Here is a 17207-nt window from a genome sequence, read left to right as displayed (position 1 = left end):
CTAAAACATGTATAAACTTTCAATCATCATTTTATTTCTATTATCTCAAACGTATTTATACTCTCAAGAAACCTCAAAATCATGGAGCCTTGATGATTGCATAAAATACGCCATAGAACATAGACCAGAAGCATTACAAGCTAAAACTAATGCTACTAAAGAAAAACTAGATCTCGATCAAGCCAAGGCTAACAGGCTTCCTGAAATATCCAGCAGCGCTTACCAATCCTACAGATGGGGAAGGTCCATTGACCAAACCACGAACTTATTTACCGAAAATCAAATCAGCAATAATGGCATTAATGTAAACGCTTCTTTGGAACTGTTTGGAGGCTTTAAAAGAAGCAGGCAAATTGAGGCAAGCAATTTAAGCTGGCAGTTATCTCGTCTGGATTACGACATAGTTCAAGTAGACTTAGCGCTAAAAATAACTTTGCACTACCTAAACACTCTCCATAAACAAGAGCTTTTAAAAGAAAATAAACTCCAACTTCAATCGCTAAACGAAAAATTGACCCATGTCGAACAGATGATAGAAATGGGTAGTAGGTCAAAAACCGACAAACTGGAGATAGAATCTCAAATCGCTAGCTTGAATGTTCAAATCGTCCAAAACGAAAACGGCCAAAGGCTTGCCATACAAGAATTGAAACAAATGATGACATTGCCTCATAATGAAATCATTGAACTGAACCCGCCTGAAATAGAGAATATAAATATTGAAAATTTTCCTGTTGAGCACTATTATGATCTTGCGTTGAAGCTAAGGCCAGAAATAAAAAAAGCGGATACACAGATTCTGCTAGCAAAACAACAACTAAGGTTGGCCAGAAGCGGAATCTACCCTACAATCTTTCTAAACAGCAGTATATCAACAAACTATTCTTCAGCTTCCGACATAGATGGAAGATTGGTTCCTAATGGAAAGACCGTGGAAGTTGATCCATATCCCATTGGCACATTGCAAAACTCACCAGATCAAATGGTTTATTCCCTGCCCGGAGAGCTAGCCCCTTCGTATGATGAAGTAAACGGGTACTCGATAGGCGCTCAATGGAAAGACAACTTGAGTAGAGACATAAACATAAGCATGCAGATACCAATTTTTTCAAAATTGAAAAACCATATTGAAATTCAAAAAGCCAAAGTGAATATACAAATTCAACAATACGATCAAAACAAAGCCACAAGTCAACTATGGAACAATGTTGAAAAGGCCTACTTGGAAGCTATAAACGCTAAAAAAATATATATGGCAACACAAAATGAAATTGAAATTAAAGAAAAGTTGTTGAATGCTGTCAACGAAAAATACATGCTCGGAATAACGCCTTTTATTGAATTAAGAGTTTCTCAAGATGAATTAATCATTGCTCAGTCAAAACTTGTCAATTCAAAATATGACTTTTATTTCAAGACATTGATTTTAGAATTATACACAGCTGACAAATACTAAATCAAAGTCATATTGTAAATGCAAAAGCGACAAATTCAGACACTTTTGCATTTACAATATGATCTATTTTAATCAAAGCATCTTTTCTATCAATATCAGCATTTCCTTATATAATTCGCCAGCTCTATCTTCTATAAAAGTTTCAGAATAACCAAAATCAGAAACAGCTCTTGGATTGGCTTTAAATTCGATCTGCGAATTAGAAGTCGCCAAGTCCTCAACCGTCGCCAGAATTTCTTCTTTTGCTCCTTTCTCAATTACAGCCTCTTTTGATATCAGTTGATCTTGGCCAACGATATTACCAATCTCTTCGCGAATTCTTTCCTTAATATTCACAGATTTGTATCTCAACAAATTCAACTCTTCCATTGGATCCTCTGAAAGATTATACATTTCCCACTGGTACTTGTCATGATCATCCGGGTTATGAAAATCACGATATCTTACAAGTTTCCAATCCCCTTCGCGAACACAATGAACTTCCGCTGGTTGCACAATAGGTCCTTTTTGCATTCTTTCGAGCCTTTCTATTTTATCTACTTCTCCAGGCTTAGTATCATCATATTGATTTATCAAATCTTCACGATAATAATCAACAGCTTCCAAAAAGATATCAAAATCCTCATTTGCGCCATTCGAACCGCTTTCGGTATTTTTATCATAGCCTATAGGCTCGGAAATCATGTCGCTTGTCGTGAACAATATAGAGTCTCTGAATTTTTTCCCATTGACATTGAATTTGTCTTTTATTTTTCTAGCCTCACCTGTTATCAAATCACTCAAATCAGCGCCAACAAAATTTGGGACCTTAGAGCCTCCCAATAACTTGCGAAGCACCTCAACTCCTTCCTCATTAATACCAGCCAAGCCTAGCAAAGTAGGTACGATATCTATATGGCTAGTCAACTCATCGATCTGCTTAGGAGTAGTGGTTTGCGATATATCATATTCTTTAGGCATGCTGATTACAACAGGGACATGTATAGCTTCTTGATAAGCGCTATGCCATTTTTGCATCATCATGCCATGAGAACCTCCGTATTCACCATGATCAGGAACAAAGACAACAATCGTATCATCTCTCAAACCTGATTCCTCCAAGGAGTTAAGAACTCTCTCTATTTGCTTGTCCAAAATATGATGCAAATAAGCATAATACTCCATATAAGCCGCGGTCCATTTTCTCGGTTGAGCAGCCAATGCCAAAGGTATTCCTGTCAACTCATGTGAATGCTTAGCCACTTGAAGCTTTCCAGTTTTAGCTGCTAAAGCAACGCCTAGCTTTAATGAATAGTCGATTTGACAATCAGGCTTTTCCAGCAAATCCTCCTTCCATGTCTTAGGTACTTTAGCGTAAGTTTTGTCTATTCCTCCAGGGTTCATATCAAATGTCCATGTTCCTCTATCCGGCGGCGTACTCCTTGTATTTGGATCGGGAATCCCCAGCGGCTCATCAAACTTTACTTCAAAATCACTCTCATCCGCTTCCTTGTTCAGGACACCTTGCGCTTTCGCTGGCAAAACCGGCCACGTGGTGATATCATGCGGATTTGTAAAAGAAGCTACTGCAAACCACGGCTTCTTGTCGATATTCTCAATAGCCTCTTCCCTTTCCTGATCTGTCAAGCTATCATCCATTTCGATTTTACCCACTTCTTGATCATAATCGAGAGCCATCCCTTTTCTTCTCAAAAAAGTCGTCACAAGATCAGTGAAACCATTGTCACGATACATTCCCAAATTATTTTTCAAAGTGCCATGAGGCTCTGGAAATGAAGTTTCCCAATCATCAAAACCCCAGTTCTTCAAGCTTTGCTTTTCCGGATGAGCAAAATGGCATTTTCCAAAATAGTGTGTTGAATAATTATTCTTTTTGAACCAGTCTCCTAGTGTTGGCAGACCTTCCGGGTCCAACCAATTAAAACCCTTCTCGCTAGCGCCTTTGAATACTCCATCCGTCTGAGTCACTTTGTTTTTAGATCCATACTGTCCAGTAAACATTGCCGTTCGGCTAGGAACGCATGCTGTAGTAGCCACAGTGTGATTCTTTAAAATCGCGGCATTTTCCCTCAACTTCATGAAACCAGGAAATAATTGCTGAGATGTATCTGATATATAATCATCAGCATCTGTGCTTGTAGCTCCCAAGTTCTGAAAACCCAGTATATTTTTTAAATCATTAACCATCCCTCCTGCATTTTCCGGTATTGGAAAACGAAATTCATCCGCCATAATCAATAGTACATTTTTCCCATTTCCGAATAAATGAGAATTTGATTGTGAGTTGTTTTTTGACATTTTGAAATGTTTAAAAAGATGAAATAAGTATATGAATAGACATCAATTGTCCGATTGATAAAAAACTTAAGTTGTCAATGAGAATAAGCACTCGAAAAAAATATATCAGCTCATTTTTCACGCCGTCTATTCATCAGCAAAGATTACGCCTATTATTGCAAGTGTCGAGATGAATAAATATGGTAAAAGAATTAGGTTTAAAACTATGACACTAAACCTTAACACTATCAAATGATCAATACTATGTAAAGTTCAAGCATGATATATAGTGAAATATTTTTGAAATGATCCTAATGGTATGTTTGCAATGCACTAAAATAATCTCATACCATAACAAAAATAATGATCATGGAAATTATCAATGGAATAGTGAATGTAGATGGAACAATATCTTCAGGTAAAAATTTTGAAGTAAAAGCTGTAAAAAAAGGCGATAGGACGACTTATGAAATTTCCTTGACTAATGGAGATGAAATAAAAGATTATGCCGTTGTATGTCAACAAGGCCCTGCTAGCGGAGGCGCGCCACTTACCACAGGTCTAAGAGGAATAAATCTGCTTGAAGTAAATTCTTGGACCAAAGGAATAAACCCTTTGTTGCCTGCGTTCAACTTTATTGCTGTAAAACTCAGCTAGTTGAATTTTTTTCTTAAAAAAACAGAGGCTGATCCTTTTGACCAGCCTCAACCCTAAAACAAACAATAACTAAAATCACAACGTGATTTCAAACAAAACTACAAACTACTAACGCAGATTGTTTTGCTAAAATTGTATAGAATCTAACTTTTTTCGATAAAAAAATATCAAGCATCGAAATTTCTGTCAATAGCTTCTAAAATCACGTCGCAAGCATGGTGAATTTCTTCATCTGTTATCACCAATGGAGGTGCAATTCGGAATGCATACGGTGTTGACAAAAACCAATATGTAATCACTCCCATCTCTATGCAGGAAGTTACAACCTTGTTCACTAATTCAAAACTATCCAAATCTATAGCGAACATGAATCCCTTTCTTCTGATTTCTTTGATCGCTGGATGAGCGGAAAGACGCTCTTCGAAAATTTTTCCTTTTCGTTCAACATCATCCACTAGCTGGTCATCAAGTATCGTCTTCAATGTAGCGTGAGCAGCCGCGCAACAAACAGGGTGTCCTCCAAATGTTGTTATATGGCCCAATATCGGATTATGGGACAAAGTCTTCATAATCTCTGAACTGGAAATAAACGTCCCCATAGCCATGCCACCTGCCATGCCTTTGGCTATGGTCAAAATATCAGGCTCAATCTCAAAATGCTCAAAAGCAAACAATTTCCCTGTTCGACCAAAGCCTGTTTGTATCTCGTCAAATATCAGCAATGCTCCAACCTCATCGCATCGCTTTCTAAGCGCTTTCATATATTCCATGCTTGGAATACGAACCCCTGCATCTCCTTGTATCGGTTCGACAATTACTCCCGCTGTTCTCTCTGTGATTTGGCTCAAATCATCCGCTTGATTAAATTCAATGAACCTTACATCGGGAAGCAAAGGCCTAAAAGCTCTTTTCTTCACCTCATTGCCTGAAACGCTCAACGAACCGTGCGTATTGCCGTGGTATGAACGATTGAAACTCACGATTTCCGTCCTTCTCGTATATCTTTTCGCAAGTTTCAAAGCAGCCTCATTGGCTTCAGTGCCTGAATTGACAAAATATGTTGAATTCAACCTCTTTGGCAAAACGGAGATTAATAATTTGGTCAGATCTGTTTGAGGCTTCTGGACAAACTCCCCATAGACCATCACAAATAAATACTTGTCAACCTGATCTTTAATGGCTTTTACCACATTGGGATGCCGATGTCCAAGGTTGTTCACAGATATGCCCGAAATCAGATCCATATATTTCTTGCCATCGGTAGTATGGATATACACTCCTTCAGCTTTTTCGGCTTCCAAACCCAATGGATAAGGTGAAGTCTGGGCCTGATGTTGCTCAAAAATATCTTTGTCAGACAGATTTTGAAATTCATTTGTATTGTTCATCGCAATCTTATCTGATCGTTTTATAATTTTTTCGCTTATACACTTCGTAAATCAACTTAGTCTTGAAAATAGAAAACGCAGGACGAGTATAAGTCTGCTTATAAGTCATAAACAATAATGGAATCTGCGGATACTGTGGGTCATACGGCGGTTGCAAGAATGGAAAATGATTAAGGTGAAAACCTAAATCCTTGTAAAAATCTATTCTTTTTTTCGAAATCTCATCCGTAGGAGGCTCCACCTCCAATAATATCTCCTTGTCCCACTTCTGGGTAAATTCTTTCACTACTTTACCACCAAGGCCTTTGCCTCTCATGCTTTTGTCTATAGCCAAATGTTCTATGTAAATAAAGCTCTCTAAGTCCCAGTAGGCCAAAAAACCAACAATTTTCCCTTCAAAGTCGATCATCTCCAAATGGTATTTCTTCTCAAATGCGATAAGATCACGTTGTTGAGATTCTTTCCTCCTCTGCTGCTCGGGAAAAGCTTCCGTATATAAAGCCCAAAATTCCTCAAACATGCTATCTTGATATTGTATCATAATCGTGATAATAAAATGTCTTCAACCATTTTCTAACGCATGCTTTTTATCATTAATAATCAGCTATGCGGATTTGCCCAAAATTAAACAAATATTCCCATATCACATATGTCAACATTCGTGACTTTGCTTTGTTGCTGCTACAAATAAAAACCATTGAGTAATCTTTGATTAATTATGTTGTTAAACTTGACTATAAACCCCAACAATTTTTATTTTTGTTAACTCAATTATAATTTGAATTATAAAACAGTAAATAAATACAATGGGAAGAGCATTTGAATACCGAAGAGCCGCTAAAGAAAAGCGCTGGGACAAGATGTCCAAAATATTTCCACGTCTGGCAAAAACCATCACACTTGCAGCCAAAGAAGGCGGCCCTGACCCGGAGATGAATGCCAAACTCAGAACAGCGATACAAACAGCTAAGGCGCAAAACATGCCTAAGGATAATATCGAGAACGCAATCAAAAGAGCGACAAGCAAAGACATGGAAAACTTCACTGAAGTTATCTATGAAGGCAAAGGACCTCATGGCGTACTTGTAGTAGTAGAATGCGCGACAGACAATGGCAACAGAACAGTAGCCAATGTGAAATCATATTTTAATAAAGCAGGCGGAGGAGTTGTCCCGAATGGTTCTCTAGAATACATGTTCAATAGAAAGTCAGTATTCGAATTTGAAAAGCCTGAAGATTTCGACGCTGAAGAATTTGAATTCGCATTGATTGATGCGGGCTTGGAAGAAATGGAAATCGAAGACGAGAATATTATCGTTTACGGTGATTTCACCAACTTTGGAACAATTGCCAAAGAGCTTGAAAATCTTGGCGTGAATGTTACTAAAGCATCTCTGAAAAGAATTCCCACTTCACCGGTAGATTTCACAGAAGAGCAACTTGTTGACATCGAAAAAATGCTTGATAAAATCGAAGATGATGACGACATACAGCAAGTATTCACAAACATTGCTTAATCATTATAAAAACAAAATGCCTGCTCATACATAAGCAGGCATTTTACTATAATTTATTTCTTCTCAATCACACACAATAATGCCTGCTTCTGACATCACTATGTTATGAGCTGCCAAAATTATTCTTAAATCTTCACTTAAACCAGCCTGTTCGAATTTCATACGGTATATAGCCCCTGAAGTATAAGAAACCAAACATTCTCCATGACCATTCCAAAATGAAGACCCATCATTGTATTGTTCTTCGAGATTCAAAGGCACAACGCGCGAGGCGCTTGCCGCGGATGCATAATAATCAGGTCTTACTCTAAAGCGCTCATAAGCCTTAATCGCTTCTTGAGCCATAACATGCATATCATCCAATGTTTTTCTCTCAATACTTCCTATTGAATAGTCTCTATGATTGCCTTTTCGATATTCAATTACTCTCGAACTCCAATTCGTCATCGATGAAGCTACCTGAGCCATTGCATTCATAGCCTTTAGAAATTCTTTGTATGCTGTAGAATTTGATTTTCGAGAAGAAGAATTGTCATTGATAATATCCTCGGCCTTTACCGGTTCGGATTTCATAGCTTTGTAAATGGAGTCAACCACTTCCATTTCACTTTCATTGGCATATGCTAGCAATGCCGAATCCACTAAGCTCTCAAATTTGCCGATTTTCATATTACCGTCACTATTTGTTTCCAAAGCTCTAAGAGCACCTTGTATAGCGCCCCTTAATCTTCTACCCTTTTCCAAACTTGAAGGGCTTAGCTCAAATGAAGGCGAACCTCCATCTTCTTGATCACCGCAAGCGGAAAACATTACCATAAAAGGCAACAAAATTAACAGCAATTTATTTTTCATAATATGATTTTTATATCTTCATACATAATCATATTTACATGAAATTGTTTCTATTTTATAAGTCTATATAACTTTGTCGTAACTCATTTGAATAAAAAATCATGAATCTGCATTCCCTAGAAAATCAATACGATAATATACAGGATAAGCTAATTGATCTTTACGCTCATTTCCATCAAAACCCTGAGCTGTCATTTATGGAAATGAATACTTCAGCTAAGCTTATTAATGAATTAAGATGTTTGGGGTTTGAGATCATTGACAATTTGGGAGGATATAGTTTTGTGGGAATTTTAAGCAATGGCGAAGGACCGACACTTGCATTTAGGACTGATATGGATGCTCTCCCTATACTGGAAAATACAGATTCGGCCTTCAAGAGCATCAAAAAAATGAAAGATGTCAATGGCAATGAACAACCTGTTATGCACGCCTGTGGCCATGATTTGCATATGAGCACTTGGGTCGGAATCGCAAAATTGATGAGTAACAACCAAGGCAATTGGAAAGGAACATTAGTGATGATCGCTCAAGCCTCTGAGGAATGGGGAGCAGGCGCAAGAAGCATGATTGAAGCTGGCTTGTTTAAAAAAATTCCCACACCGAGCTATATACTAGCTTACCATAATGCTCCAAATATGGCTGCAGGAGAAATTGGATACAAAGCAGGGGCTTTTATGTCTGGCGTAAAAACGCTAGAACTTAAAATTAAAGGCATCGGAGGTCATGGCGCAGAACCTCAGAATACAATCGATCCTATCGTAATGGCATCCAAGCTCATCCTTGATTTTCAAACAATTATCAGCCGAGAAATACCTCCTACAGAATCTTGCGTGCTGAGTATTGGTTCTATTCATGGCGGATTCACTCACAATGTGATTCCTGACGAAGTAAACCTGCAGATGACATTGCGATTTTTCAAAAGTGAAATCGCTGATAAAGTCATAGAGTCCATCAAAAGAATATCAAATGGCATTGCCATTTCATCTGGCCTAGAGGCAAGCAACTACCCTGAACTAAAAATTATTGACACTGCATGTTTGCCTCCAGTGGAGAATAATCATGAATATACGCTTCAATCAGTGGCTTATTTAAAAGAAATTGCAGGGGTCCAAAATGTCAATGAAAGCGAACCTGTAATGATTGCGGAAGACTTTAGTTTATATTCTAAAACCACTGACAACATTCCAACGACGATGTTTTGGATAGGCAATGCTGATAGAGACAAATTAAAGTCCGCTCATTCAAAAGGCAAAACTTTACCTGTATTGCATTCTCCAATGATGTATCCTGATTATAAAAATTGCATAAGACACGGAACAGTTTATATGTCTGAATTACTGATAAAATGGTTTAATAATCTCAATAAATAACATCCAAACTATATTCTATTTCTCCAGGTCCTTTAAATCAAATTGCTTGGTTCTATCAATTTGCAAGCCTAAAATACCTGTGCCTTTTTCTTCATTGATATACATAGGTATTTTATATGTTTCAAAGATTCTATCTTCCCCTTTATTCTCTTCCAACTCAGCATCCTGATGAATTCTCACATTTGTGATCCCAGACTCGATGATCGTATGCTCCTCTTTAAACAACATCTTGACTTTTGATTTGTCTGAAGCGAAAAAATCAGCATCGCTCTTGCCTAAAATTTGATCTTTGGACTCTTTATGTTTATCCACAATGAACTTATTCACCAAAACCATTTTCAAATCCTTATCCTTTAAGAAAATTCCTACCGGCAATGTATCCAACAATCGATCAAGCAAAGATTTGCTTTCCTCCAATTCTTTTAACAACTGCTCCGTCTTTTCTTTCTCTACTTTTTGAATGCGAGACATCTCTTCATGTGTAGCGGAAATCTCTTCCATGCTTTGTCTAAGTTCCTCTTCCTGAGTTTGCAATCGCTTCGCATAATCTTGGCTTTCATCCAGTAGCTTCTGAGTAACCTGAGCGTTCTTCATGTAAAAAAACTCTGAGGCCAACAAATTACAAACCTCTTCCAAAAACTTGATCTTGGAATCTGACAATAAAGTAAACGAACTCAACTCCAGTACTCCTTCGATCTCTCCATTATTCATCAAGGGCAACAACACAATATTCTTAGGCAGGGCTTTTCCAAGTCCGGAAGTAATCTTATGATACCCTTGAGGTACTTCTTTCAAGAAAATCTTTTCCTTCTCATTTATCATTTGGCCAATAAGACCTTCTCCCCTGCTAAATTTCTGTTGCATAAACTTTTTACGACCATATGCATAGCATGCTTTCATCTCCATCTCTACTTTCTCATTGCTTAGATACAAAGCTCCCTGGAGACAATCACAATACCTAACCACATATTGAAGCATTTCATCGCAATATGATTCGAAGTTTTCTTTATTTTCTCTGGATATATTAGATACTGAATTCAAGCCCGTATTAATCCATTTCGTTTCATTTTCGCTGGTTTCGACTTTCTTCAACTCCTCTCTCATTTCCAATAGCGTATTGCCTAAAATATCATCCGACGATAAAGCCTTGAACTCATGATCAAACTCTCTTCGACCAATCGCTCTTGCAAATTCTGTAGAGGCTTTTATTCCTTTATTCACTTTCCCGATGGACTCAAACAAAGCCCCAAAGCTACTTACTGAAGATAAATCAACATCCGCATACTTTCCTTTTGCTATGTTATTAAATACTTTATTAGCCTTTCTGTACGCTATAAAATACTTCTGCATCAAATAAATAAACGAAATTATGTTAAATCCAAAAAACAAGAAAAATGCATACATCAACGCATTTTGTTTTTTGTGAAAACTATCGCTGAGTTTTTCGACTTCGCGCCACTCACTTTCAACTAATGACATCTTGGTTTCCGACATCTTCGCTATAAAATCGAGATACTCATTTTCAAAAGACAGCCCAACATACACTTGAGTAAGTTCTGGAGAAAATAACAATTCGCTTTTAATCTTTCTACTTACATTATTGTATTCAAGAGAAGTCTCCGGCACATTGACAAGACTTAAAACCAAATCTTGCGCTCTGCTCAACCTATTCAACTTAGTTTTAAATTCAACATGAACATTTTGGATATCTTGTTGATAAAGAGCAACACTGTATTGGCGAACCAACATTCCTATAACCAACAAAATCAAACTGGAAATAAGCAATAGACAACTAAAAAATGCGTACTTATCGCTCTTGTATAGATTTTTCAATCCTTTCATTTTCATAAAATTTTAAAAAGCTCGATTAAAAAATATCAACCCTAAAAAGTTAAACATATATGCATTTCTGTAACTGAATCGGGAAATGCTTGAAAAAATAATCTATTTAATTGGAGACGAAAAAATCAAATAGATATTGCTCAAAAATAAAAAAATCACTCAAAATTTTATTCGAGTGATTTAATATCAAATCAATTATATGAATTGGAAACAGTAAAAATACTATCTGCCAAATACGTTATCTTCTTGAATTTGTCTTACTAAAGCTTTAACAAATGACTTAGCGCTATCATCTATTGATGAAGGATCTACAACTTTTGACTGTGCTGTCCAAACCAACTCTTCAGTCTCTAAATCATAAAAGTTGCACTCCATGAACACCTTAGTTGTGGTAGTATAGTAACCCGGATCATAGATTCTACCCATTCCATAATAATACGAATAAAACGGCGCTCTATAATACCCAGGATAAAACCCGACTCCCGCTCCTGGCACATAAGATTGTTCCTTGTCGACGCTAAGCACGCTAACAGTAAGCACTCCATCCACGCCATGAGACTTAAGATCTTTCTCTATTTTCTTCTCAGTGGGTTTTTCACTAAAATATTTTGGCGAGAAAAGAGTAACGCCTTCGACGATGTTCAAGCCGATTTCAGACAAATCTCTTTTCATATAGTATTCATATGCTTTTTTAGCTTGCAAATCCTTGGTAATAGATATTACAGCTATTTTTTCATAGTTTTTCGGTTGGTATTCAGGCGACTTCCAAGAAGCCGTCATCTTCGTCGTAGTAGCACAGGCTCCCAAAAGCATCACCACCAATCCAATCATTATCACTTTTAAAGTTTTCATAACCTGAGTCAATTTATAAAAAAATCTTCTTACCCTATTTACAAGCTAACGAAGGAAAACCCTAATTAAATATGAAGAAACAGGCTGAAAAACGTGAAAATTTTTAGAAGGTTAATTAAAATTGCTTAAAACAAGAAAACCACTGCTAATCATATAGCAATGGCTTTTTTCACTTTGCTAAGATTTATATTTAGGCGATCTCCTTTTCAGGAACTTGAACTTCAGCTTTACCGCCGTGTATCATTCTTGATATTTCATTATTTCTCTTCGTCAGCTCGTCTTTTATTACTCCAATTAAATGCAGTGGCGTAAATGCGAAAAATATCCACATGCTCACTTCATGGATCTCTTTTATATCATGGGAGAAATCTTTGGATATCCCAAGCTCTGTCTTAAAGTACAAAGCGATTCCCGTAATGGACATGAACATCAACGCCAAATAAAAGAACCAATAAATTCCCTTTTTCATCTTGCTATAGGCGTCTGTTGTATTTTGAAGATTATGAACATCCTTTTTCATAACAATTTGTCCAAGGCGGATTAAAATCAAAAATATCAATGCAAAACCAAAAATATAATGCCAGTCCCACATTGGAGCTCTTATCGCCTTTGCCAAGGATTTTGCTTGCTCGAATTCAACCTCATTCGTCGCCAGCTTTTCTTGAATCAACGCTGCATTTGTTCTCCAGCTAAAAAATGTTTTTCTTAAGATAACTGTTCCCAGTATTCCCAACATTGCAAAAGCATTAAGCCAATGCCATAAACGATATCCCTTGCTGTAATTATTCGAGCTTGCCATAGTATAGTTTAGTTGTTAAATAGACATTATCACGATTGATTTTTTATACCGTTTTATTTTCCTCTGGAGGAAATACAAAGGAGGATAGTCAAGAAGATCATAAAAACTAATCGTGATAAACATTAATCACTTTTATTCTCAAATTGAAATTTAAAAAAATATTGAAATGGGTCAAAATAGCTTTGAGTAAATTTTAATGATTATCTATCACTATGCTTTTTCGAAAGCTTTCACAGCTTCTTTTAATTGTTGCCAATTGCTTAAAAACGCCGAATGTTCCTTATCATGCAGATCAAACATATTCTGAAAAAACATTTCAAACAAATTGTCATCCTCAGCCAAATGCTTCATCGCTTCCACCATGCCATCAAGCATATGCTTGGATTCTTCTCTGCCCAAAGGTCTGTGTTTTCCAACGCCCTTCCATATATCGAATATGTGTTGAAAAAACACATGCGGTCTACCTGACTTATGCGCATCCAGCAAGCCAATGAATAAATCATAATAGTATTGAGGCAATTTGTCAAGTATCTCATCCATAGCCGCCATATCCCCATTTCTAACCATGTCGTTGCCTCTTTGAAAATAGGAATTCACAGTTTCCATGTAACCTGTGGTTTCTTGATTGAAAACTTTCGCCATATACAGCATACCTCCCAAGTTCAATGTCTGATCAATACCAGAAAGAGATCCTGTACGACTATCCATCAATACATTCCCGTCATTAAAATGGCCAATGAACCGGTCCACATTTCCGAGTAGTATATCCAAAATCGCAAGCTCGCCTATGCCTTTCAGCAATTCCTTATTCCAAACTCGTGAGATAGAATGCTTTGCTGTTCTTGATCTAAAGGTGTCTCCAGAAGCACGCTCCATAAACAAACATTTCGCATCAGCCGTTCTTCCAAGAGCTCCTATGTTTAATTCCGCAGCGCTTCCCATCAAGCCTCGCTTGATGTACTTGTCCATTTTTGTTCGTTCTTTTTGATTCAGCTTCCTTGTAGCAGGTGCTGTAACTCTACGTCCCACCAATCTCACAAAATTATTCGCAAAAGCTTCATTTTCGACCGCCGGTGTCATTGGAGTGTCTTTCATTACTTTTAGCACATGAGAGGAATCTTCTCCAGGATTTCCCAACATGAAAATCGTCGCAAATTTGCCCGGCTCCTCCCCTTCCAATGCTCTGACATCTCTGAATTGATAAGCCCGAGCCATAGGCATCTGGCCAAATAGAATTCTAATCGAGCCAGTATTCAAAGATCCGGGAACCGAAGAAGCCTCGGAAATAGTCCCTAAAGAGCTTATTGAATCCTCCGGCAAGTAGAAGCCTCCTTCCCCATCGCTAATTAGCGAAGACTCATACATTTTTCTCACCATTTCTTCTCGATAAGCATCTAGGGAAGCCGGTGGATTAATCGAAGAATAAGGTTTCCCTTGAGACTCGGTCTCGTCACTAGAATTTGACTTATCAAAAGTTACTTCCGTAGGCACTGTTACTGTTCTCTCTAAAGGTCCATCGCTTTCTCTTGAAAGCTCCCTATTCAAAGGCATAGCAGCTATAGTCACAGGCCCCATGACTTCTTTCTCAATTTCTCTTTCTGATTTTTGCTCTCCTTCAGTTGTCCAAGTTTCGGACTGTATTGACATAGGTTTGGCAAATTCTATATCTGATTCCTTGATTGGATCTAACCTTGTCGATCTCCCAAGATTTCTTGAACTCTCTAATTTTGAATTGTCCATAGGAATCACAGGGTCCAAAAATGGGCTTGCCCCACCTGCGACTACCGCTCTTTTTTCAGTTTCAATTGTTGCTGGGGTAACCGGATCAGGAAAAGGACTTGCTCCTCCGCTTGTTACCGCTGTTCGTATATGTCTTTGAGAAGAAGCTAATTCAGATCTTTCTTTAAAAGTCGACATGAATTTCACATCATTCCATTCTTTGCCATCTCTCTTAGGTCTGGATTTGTATGTAATACGAAAAAAAGGGATGTCATCCTCAGAATTGTCAGAAGGCTCATAAACGCCAACAACTCTCCATACATTCTTTGTCTCTCCAAAAATAGGATCACCACTAGTCTTTGTGCCAATTATCTCATATTCTTTCCATGGCTCGTCGACTTTATGAGCAAAAGGTTTTACTTCCTTCTTATCCTTTTTTTGTTTTCTTCGAAACATGCATTGAACCGGAGGAAATAACGAGCTGGCCTGTTGCTTCTTTGTTTTACCTTCAGTCCTTGCTTTAGTCTTCTTATGTACTTTATCAAAAAAGTAGCTCACTCTAATCTTTTGCTCATGATACAACAATTATAACCTCATGATGCGATAAAAGTTAAACTACTTGCTCTTTCAATTTATGAAGTTCTCTCTCCACGAACTCATCCGGCCCCATATTCAAAAACTCATATTTTTCTTTATCAACTATGCCAACATATTCCTTGACTACATTATTGTAACATGTCTTCAATCTAACGTTTTCCTTGACCCTTTTTCTAAATCCTTCCAGGTCAAGCATAGCAACAGACAACTCAATAAAGTACTGATCATAAAGAGGATTGCTAATAGACTCTTCAAAATCACCTTTGCTGTAAGCCGATAAAACCTCTTCATCGGAATAACTATTAATCACTTGCAAATATTTATTCTGATAAGTTTCTCTTAACTGTTCCGTAAGCTTTTCTATAGTCAACCTTTGCCTTTCCTTTTCTCGCTTCCTTGCAGTGAGCTTCAATTCCGCTTGATTTTTTTCAAACTCATCAAGAAGCCATCCGGACATCAAACCTTTCAAAATATACAACTTAGGCTTGTTGACGCTTTTTACTTTATGCTGCTCCTCAACGTACTTCACTGCAAAAGCAACAAAAGTATCATCAAGGTTTCTTTTAGCGCATTCGTTTCTTATTTCTTTAAGATCTGATTTGGAAAACAAAACTGTATTCAGTTCTTCATCCTCATTTTGGGAAACAATAATATCATCAACTTGAGGCTCGACCAGTTCGTGCTCATCAAAGTTTTGATTAGCAATTACTTGTTCAGTTTCCTTTATTTCAAGTTCATGCTTCTTAATCTTCTGATAAGCTTTATATTTAGGATTTGGCTCGATGAAAAATTTATAGGCAACAATTTTTCTTCCTTTCTTAATTTGCTGAAATGAAACAAAAATATCAGAGTACTCATTGATCTCTTCTATTGATGGCAATATGATTCTGCTGTGAAACATCGCCACAGTTCGATATTTTTCACTTAAAATATTTCCTTGGTCATCCTTTTCCAAAAGAGAGAAAATCTCCTTTAACCTGACAATCTGAATCTCTCGCTCTCTTATATTAGGATAATATTGCTTGCATAACTCATAGATTCTCAATGTGTATTGCTTCCTGAAACTGGTAACATTTTTCACCAAATACGATGTGTATCTTTCTTTCAAAGAAAGAAAAAAAGGCTTCATATCAGACGAAAACTTAAGCTTGACATATCCCCAACCCGGCTTTCCCTCAGCCATAGTGATAAAAGACATCGTCTTCCAATGCCCTTGATCGTCCTCAATATGGACTGCGCTTTCAGCCAAACCTTTAGCCGCTTTCTTCACATCATTATACGCCTTGCCTGAAACAGATTTCCCATCCAAAATTTCAGCCATGCTAATCTCATACTCCTTGAACTCATCATCATCGGGCCGAATACGCGCGCACATCAGCGTGATAATTCTCATTTGCAATGCTGAAAAATTCTGCCTGCTGCTATCTATAAGCTTGTTACTCTTGACTATTTTGTAATCCCCAAGTTTAGCTAAATCAAACTCTGCCATAAAAAAAATGAAAATGTTATGATATTTCTGTTTCCAATATGATACTAATGTTTTTTAAAAACAAATAATCAAAAAACAATCCTCAAATAATCAAACACAATAAAGAGTCTTTGATATTTCTGTTTTATCAGTATTTGAATCGAATGATCAACTGCAACATTTATATCATCAAACAAATCTAAATGTATCAAAAATACATCAGACTATGATATATTTGTTTCTTTTAAATGGAAAAGCAACGAAAATATCATGGAAGAATCTATAACAACAGAAATACAAGGCTACCATGATGATATAAATGTTTCAATTAATCTTTAAAGCAACAAAAATATCATTCAATGATGTACTCAACTCAATTTAAATGATATTTTTGTTTTCCTTAATGTACA

13 protein-coding genes are annotated in these 17207 nt (G+C 37.1%); 4 read left to right on the top strand and 9 right to left on the bottom strand.

Annotation, left to right across the window (positions count from 1 at the left end):
• The first annotated feature begins 7 nt into the window (after positions 1–7).
• The gene (locus AABK36_RS23075) at positions 8–1456 is read left to right on the top strand and encodes a TolC family protein (protein WP_309943023.1); all 1449 of its coding nucleotides are present in this window, start codon (positions 8–10) and stop codon (positions 1454–1456) included.
• 72 nt (positions 1457–1528) lie between these two features.
• On the opposite strand, the gene AABK36_RS23070 is transcribed toward AABK36_RS23075, so the two are convergent.
• The gene (locus AABK36_RS23070) at positions 1529–3754 is read right to left on the bottom strand and encodes a sulfatase-like hydrolase/transferase (protein WP_309943022.1); all 2226 of its coding nucleotides are present in this window, start codon (positions 3752–3754) and stop codon (positions 1529–1531) included.
• 348 nt (positions 3755–4102) lie between these two features.
• Between AABK36_RS23070 and AABK36_RS23065 the strand changes: the two genes are divergently transcribed.
• Entirely contained in the window at positions 4103–4390 is a 288-nt protein-coding gene (locus AABK36_RS23065) for a hypothetical protein (RefSeq protein ID WP_309943021.1), read from the top strand.
• Between the two features lie 167 nt (positions 4391–4557).
• Here AABK36_RS23065 and AABK36_RS23060 read toward each other — a convergent pair whose 3' ends face one another.
• Entirely contained in the window at positions 4558–5778 is a 1221-nt protein-coding gene (locus AABK36_RS23060) for an aspartate aminotransferase family protein (RefSeq protein ID WP_309943019.1), read from the bottom strand.
• Between the two features lie 7 nt (positions 5779–5785).
• Entirely contained in the window at positions 5786–6319 is a 534-nt protein-coding gene (locus AABK36_RS23055; protein ID WP_309943016.1) for a GNAT family N-acetyltransferase, read from the bottom strand.
• Between the two features lie 265 nt (positions 6320–6584).
• Here AABK36_RS23055 and AABK36_RS23050 point away from each other — a divergent pair, with 265 nt between their 5' ends.
• On the top strand, positions 6585–7295 hold the full coding sequence (locus tag AABK36_RS23050) for a YebC/PmpR family DNA-binding transcriptional regulator (protein WP_309943014.1): 711 nt from the start codon (positions 6585–6587) through the stop codon (positions 7293–7295).
• A gap of 63 nt (positions 7296–7358) precedes the next feature.
• On the opposite strand, the gene AABK36_RS23045 is transcribed toward AABK36_RS23050, so the two are convergent.
• Complete coding sequence (locus AABK36_RS23045; RefSeq protein WP_309943012.1) at positions 7359–8147, bottom strand: hypothetical protein; 789 nt, start codon at positions 8145–8147, stop codon at positions 7359–7361.
• 101 nt (positions 8148–8248) lie between these two features.
• Between AABK36_RS23045 and AABK36_RS23040 the strand changes: the two genes are divergently transcribed.
• Positions 8249–9520, top strand: coding sequence for a M20 metallopeptidase family protein (locus AABK36_RS23040; protein WP_309943010.1), 1272 nt, complete (start codon positions 8249–8251; stop codon positions 9518–9520).
• Between the two features lie 15 nt (positions 9521–9535).
• On the opposite strand, the gene AABK36_RS23035 is transcribed toward AABK36_RS23040, so the two are convergent.
• The 5 genes from AABK36_RS23035 to AABK36_RS23015 form a co-directional block, all read right to left on the bottom strand.
• Positions 9536–11362, bottom strand: a complete 1827-nt coding sequence (locus tag AABK36_RS23035) for a GAF domain-containing protein (protein ID WP_309943006.1) — start codon at positions 11360–11362, stop codon at positions 9536–9538.
• 222 nt (positions 11363–11584) lie between these two features.
• Complete coding sequence (locus tag AABK36_RS23030) at positions 11585–12214, bottom strand: DUF4136 domain-containing protein (RefSeq protein ID WP_309943005.1); 630 nt, start codon at positions 12212–12214, stop codon at positions 11585–11587.
• A 190-nt stretch (positions 12215–12404) separates the two neighbouring features.
• Complete coding sequence (locus tag AABK36_RS23025) at positions 12405–13013, bottom strand: cytochrome b/b6 domain-containing protein (protein ID WP_309943003.1); 609 nt, start codon at positions 13011–13013, stop codon at positions 12405–12407.
• A gap of 210 nt (positions 13014–13223) precedes the next feature.
• On the bottom strand, positions 13224–15290 hold the full coding sequence (locus AABK36_RS23020) for a hypothetical protein (protein WP_309943002.1): 2067 nt from the start codon (positions 15288–15290) through the stop codon (positions 13224–13226).
• A gap of 52 nt (positions 15291–15342) precedes the next feature.
• Positions 15343–16818 (bottom strand): replication initiation protein, encoded by a 1476-nt coding sequence (locus AABK36_RS23015; RefSeq protein WP_309943001.1) that lies wholly within the window; start codon positions 16816–16818, stop codon positions 15343–15345.
• Between the last annotated feature and the right edge of the window lie 389 nt (positions 16819–17207).

The sequence above is a fragment of the Aureibacter tunicatorum genome, from assembly GCF_036492635.1.
GTDB lineage: Bacteria > Bacteroidota > Bacteroidia > Cytophagales > Cyclobacteriaceae > Aureibacter > Aureibacter tunicatorum.
The sequence above is the reverse complement of the archived record's forward strand: the minus strand, read 5'-3'. Positions and strand labels throughout refer to the sequence as shown.

Excerpts from the sequence above, each read along its gene's own strand:
- AABK36_RS23075 (WP_309943023.1), top strand. The coding sequence starts at position 8 with ATGTATAAACTTTCAATCATCATTTTATTTCTATTATCTCAAACGTAT.
- AABK36_RS23070 (WP_309943022.1), bottom strand. The coding sequence starts at position 3,754 with ATGTCAAAAAACAACTCACAATCAAATTCTCATTTATTCGGAAATGGG.
- AABK36_RS23065 (WP_309943021.1), top strand. The coding sequence starts at position 4,103 with ATGGAAATTATCAATGGAATAGTGAATGTAGATGGAACAATATCTTCA.
- AABK36_RS23060 (WP_309943019.1), bottom strand. The coding sequence starts at position 5,778 with ATGAACAATACAAATGAATTTCAAAATCTGTCTGACAAAGATATTTTT.
- AABK36_RS23055 (WP_309943016.1), bottom strand. The coding sequence starts at position 6,319 with ATGATACAATATCAAGATAGCATGTTTGAGGAATTTTGGGCTTTATAT.
- AABK36_RS23050 (WP_309943014.1), top strand. The coding sequence starts at position 6,585 with ATGGGAAGAGCATTTGAATACCGAAGAGCCGCTAAAGAAAAGCGCTGG.
- AABK36_RS23045 (WP_309943012.1), bottom strand. The coding sequence starts at position 8,147 with ATGAAAAATAAATTGCTGTTAATTTTGTTGCCTTTTATGGTAATGTTT.
- AABK36_RS23040 (WP_309943010.1), top strand. The coding sequence starts at position 8,249 with ATGAATCTGCATTCCCTAGAAAATCAATACGATAATATACAGGATAAG.
- AABK36_RS23035 (WP_309943006.1), bottom strand. The coding sequence starts at position 11,362 with ATGAAAGGATTGAAAAATCTATACAAGAGCGATAAGTACGCATTTTTT.
- AABK36_RS23030 (WP_309943005.1), bottom strand. The coding sequence starts at position 12,214 with ATGAAAACTTTAAAAGTGATAATGATTGGATTGGTGGTGATGCTTTTG.
- AABK36_RS23025 (WP_309943003.1), bottom strand. The coding sequence starts at position 13,013 with ATGGCAAGCTCGAATAATTACAGCAAGGGATATCGTTTATGGCATTGG.
- AABK36_RS23015 (WP_309943001.1), bottom strand. The coding sequence starts at position 16,818 with ATGGCAGAGTTTGATTTAGCTAAACTTGGGGATTACAAAATAGTCAAG.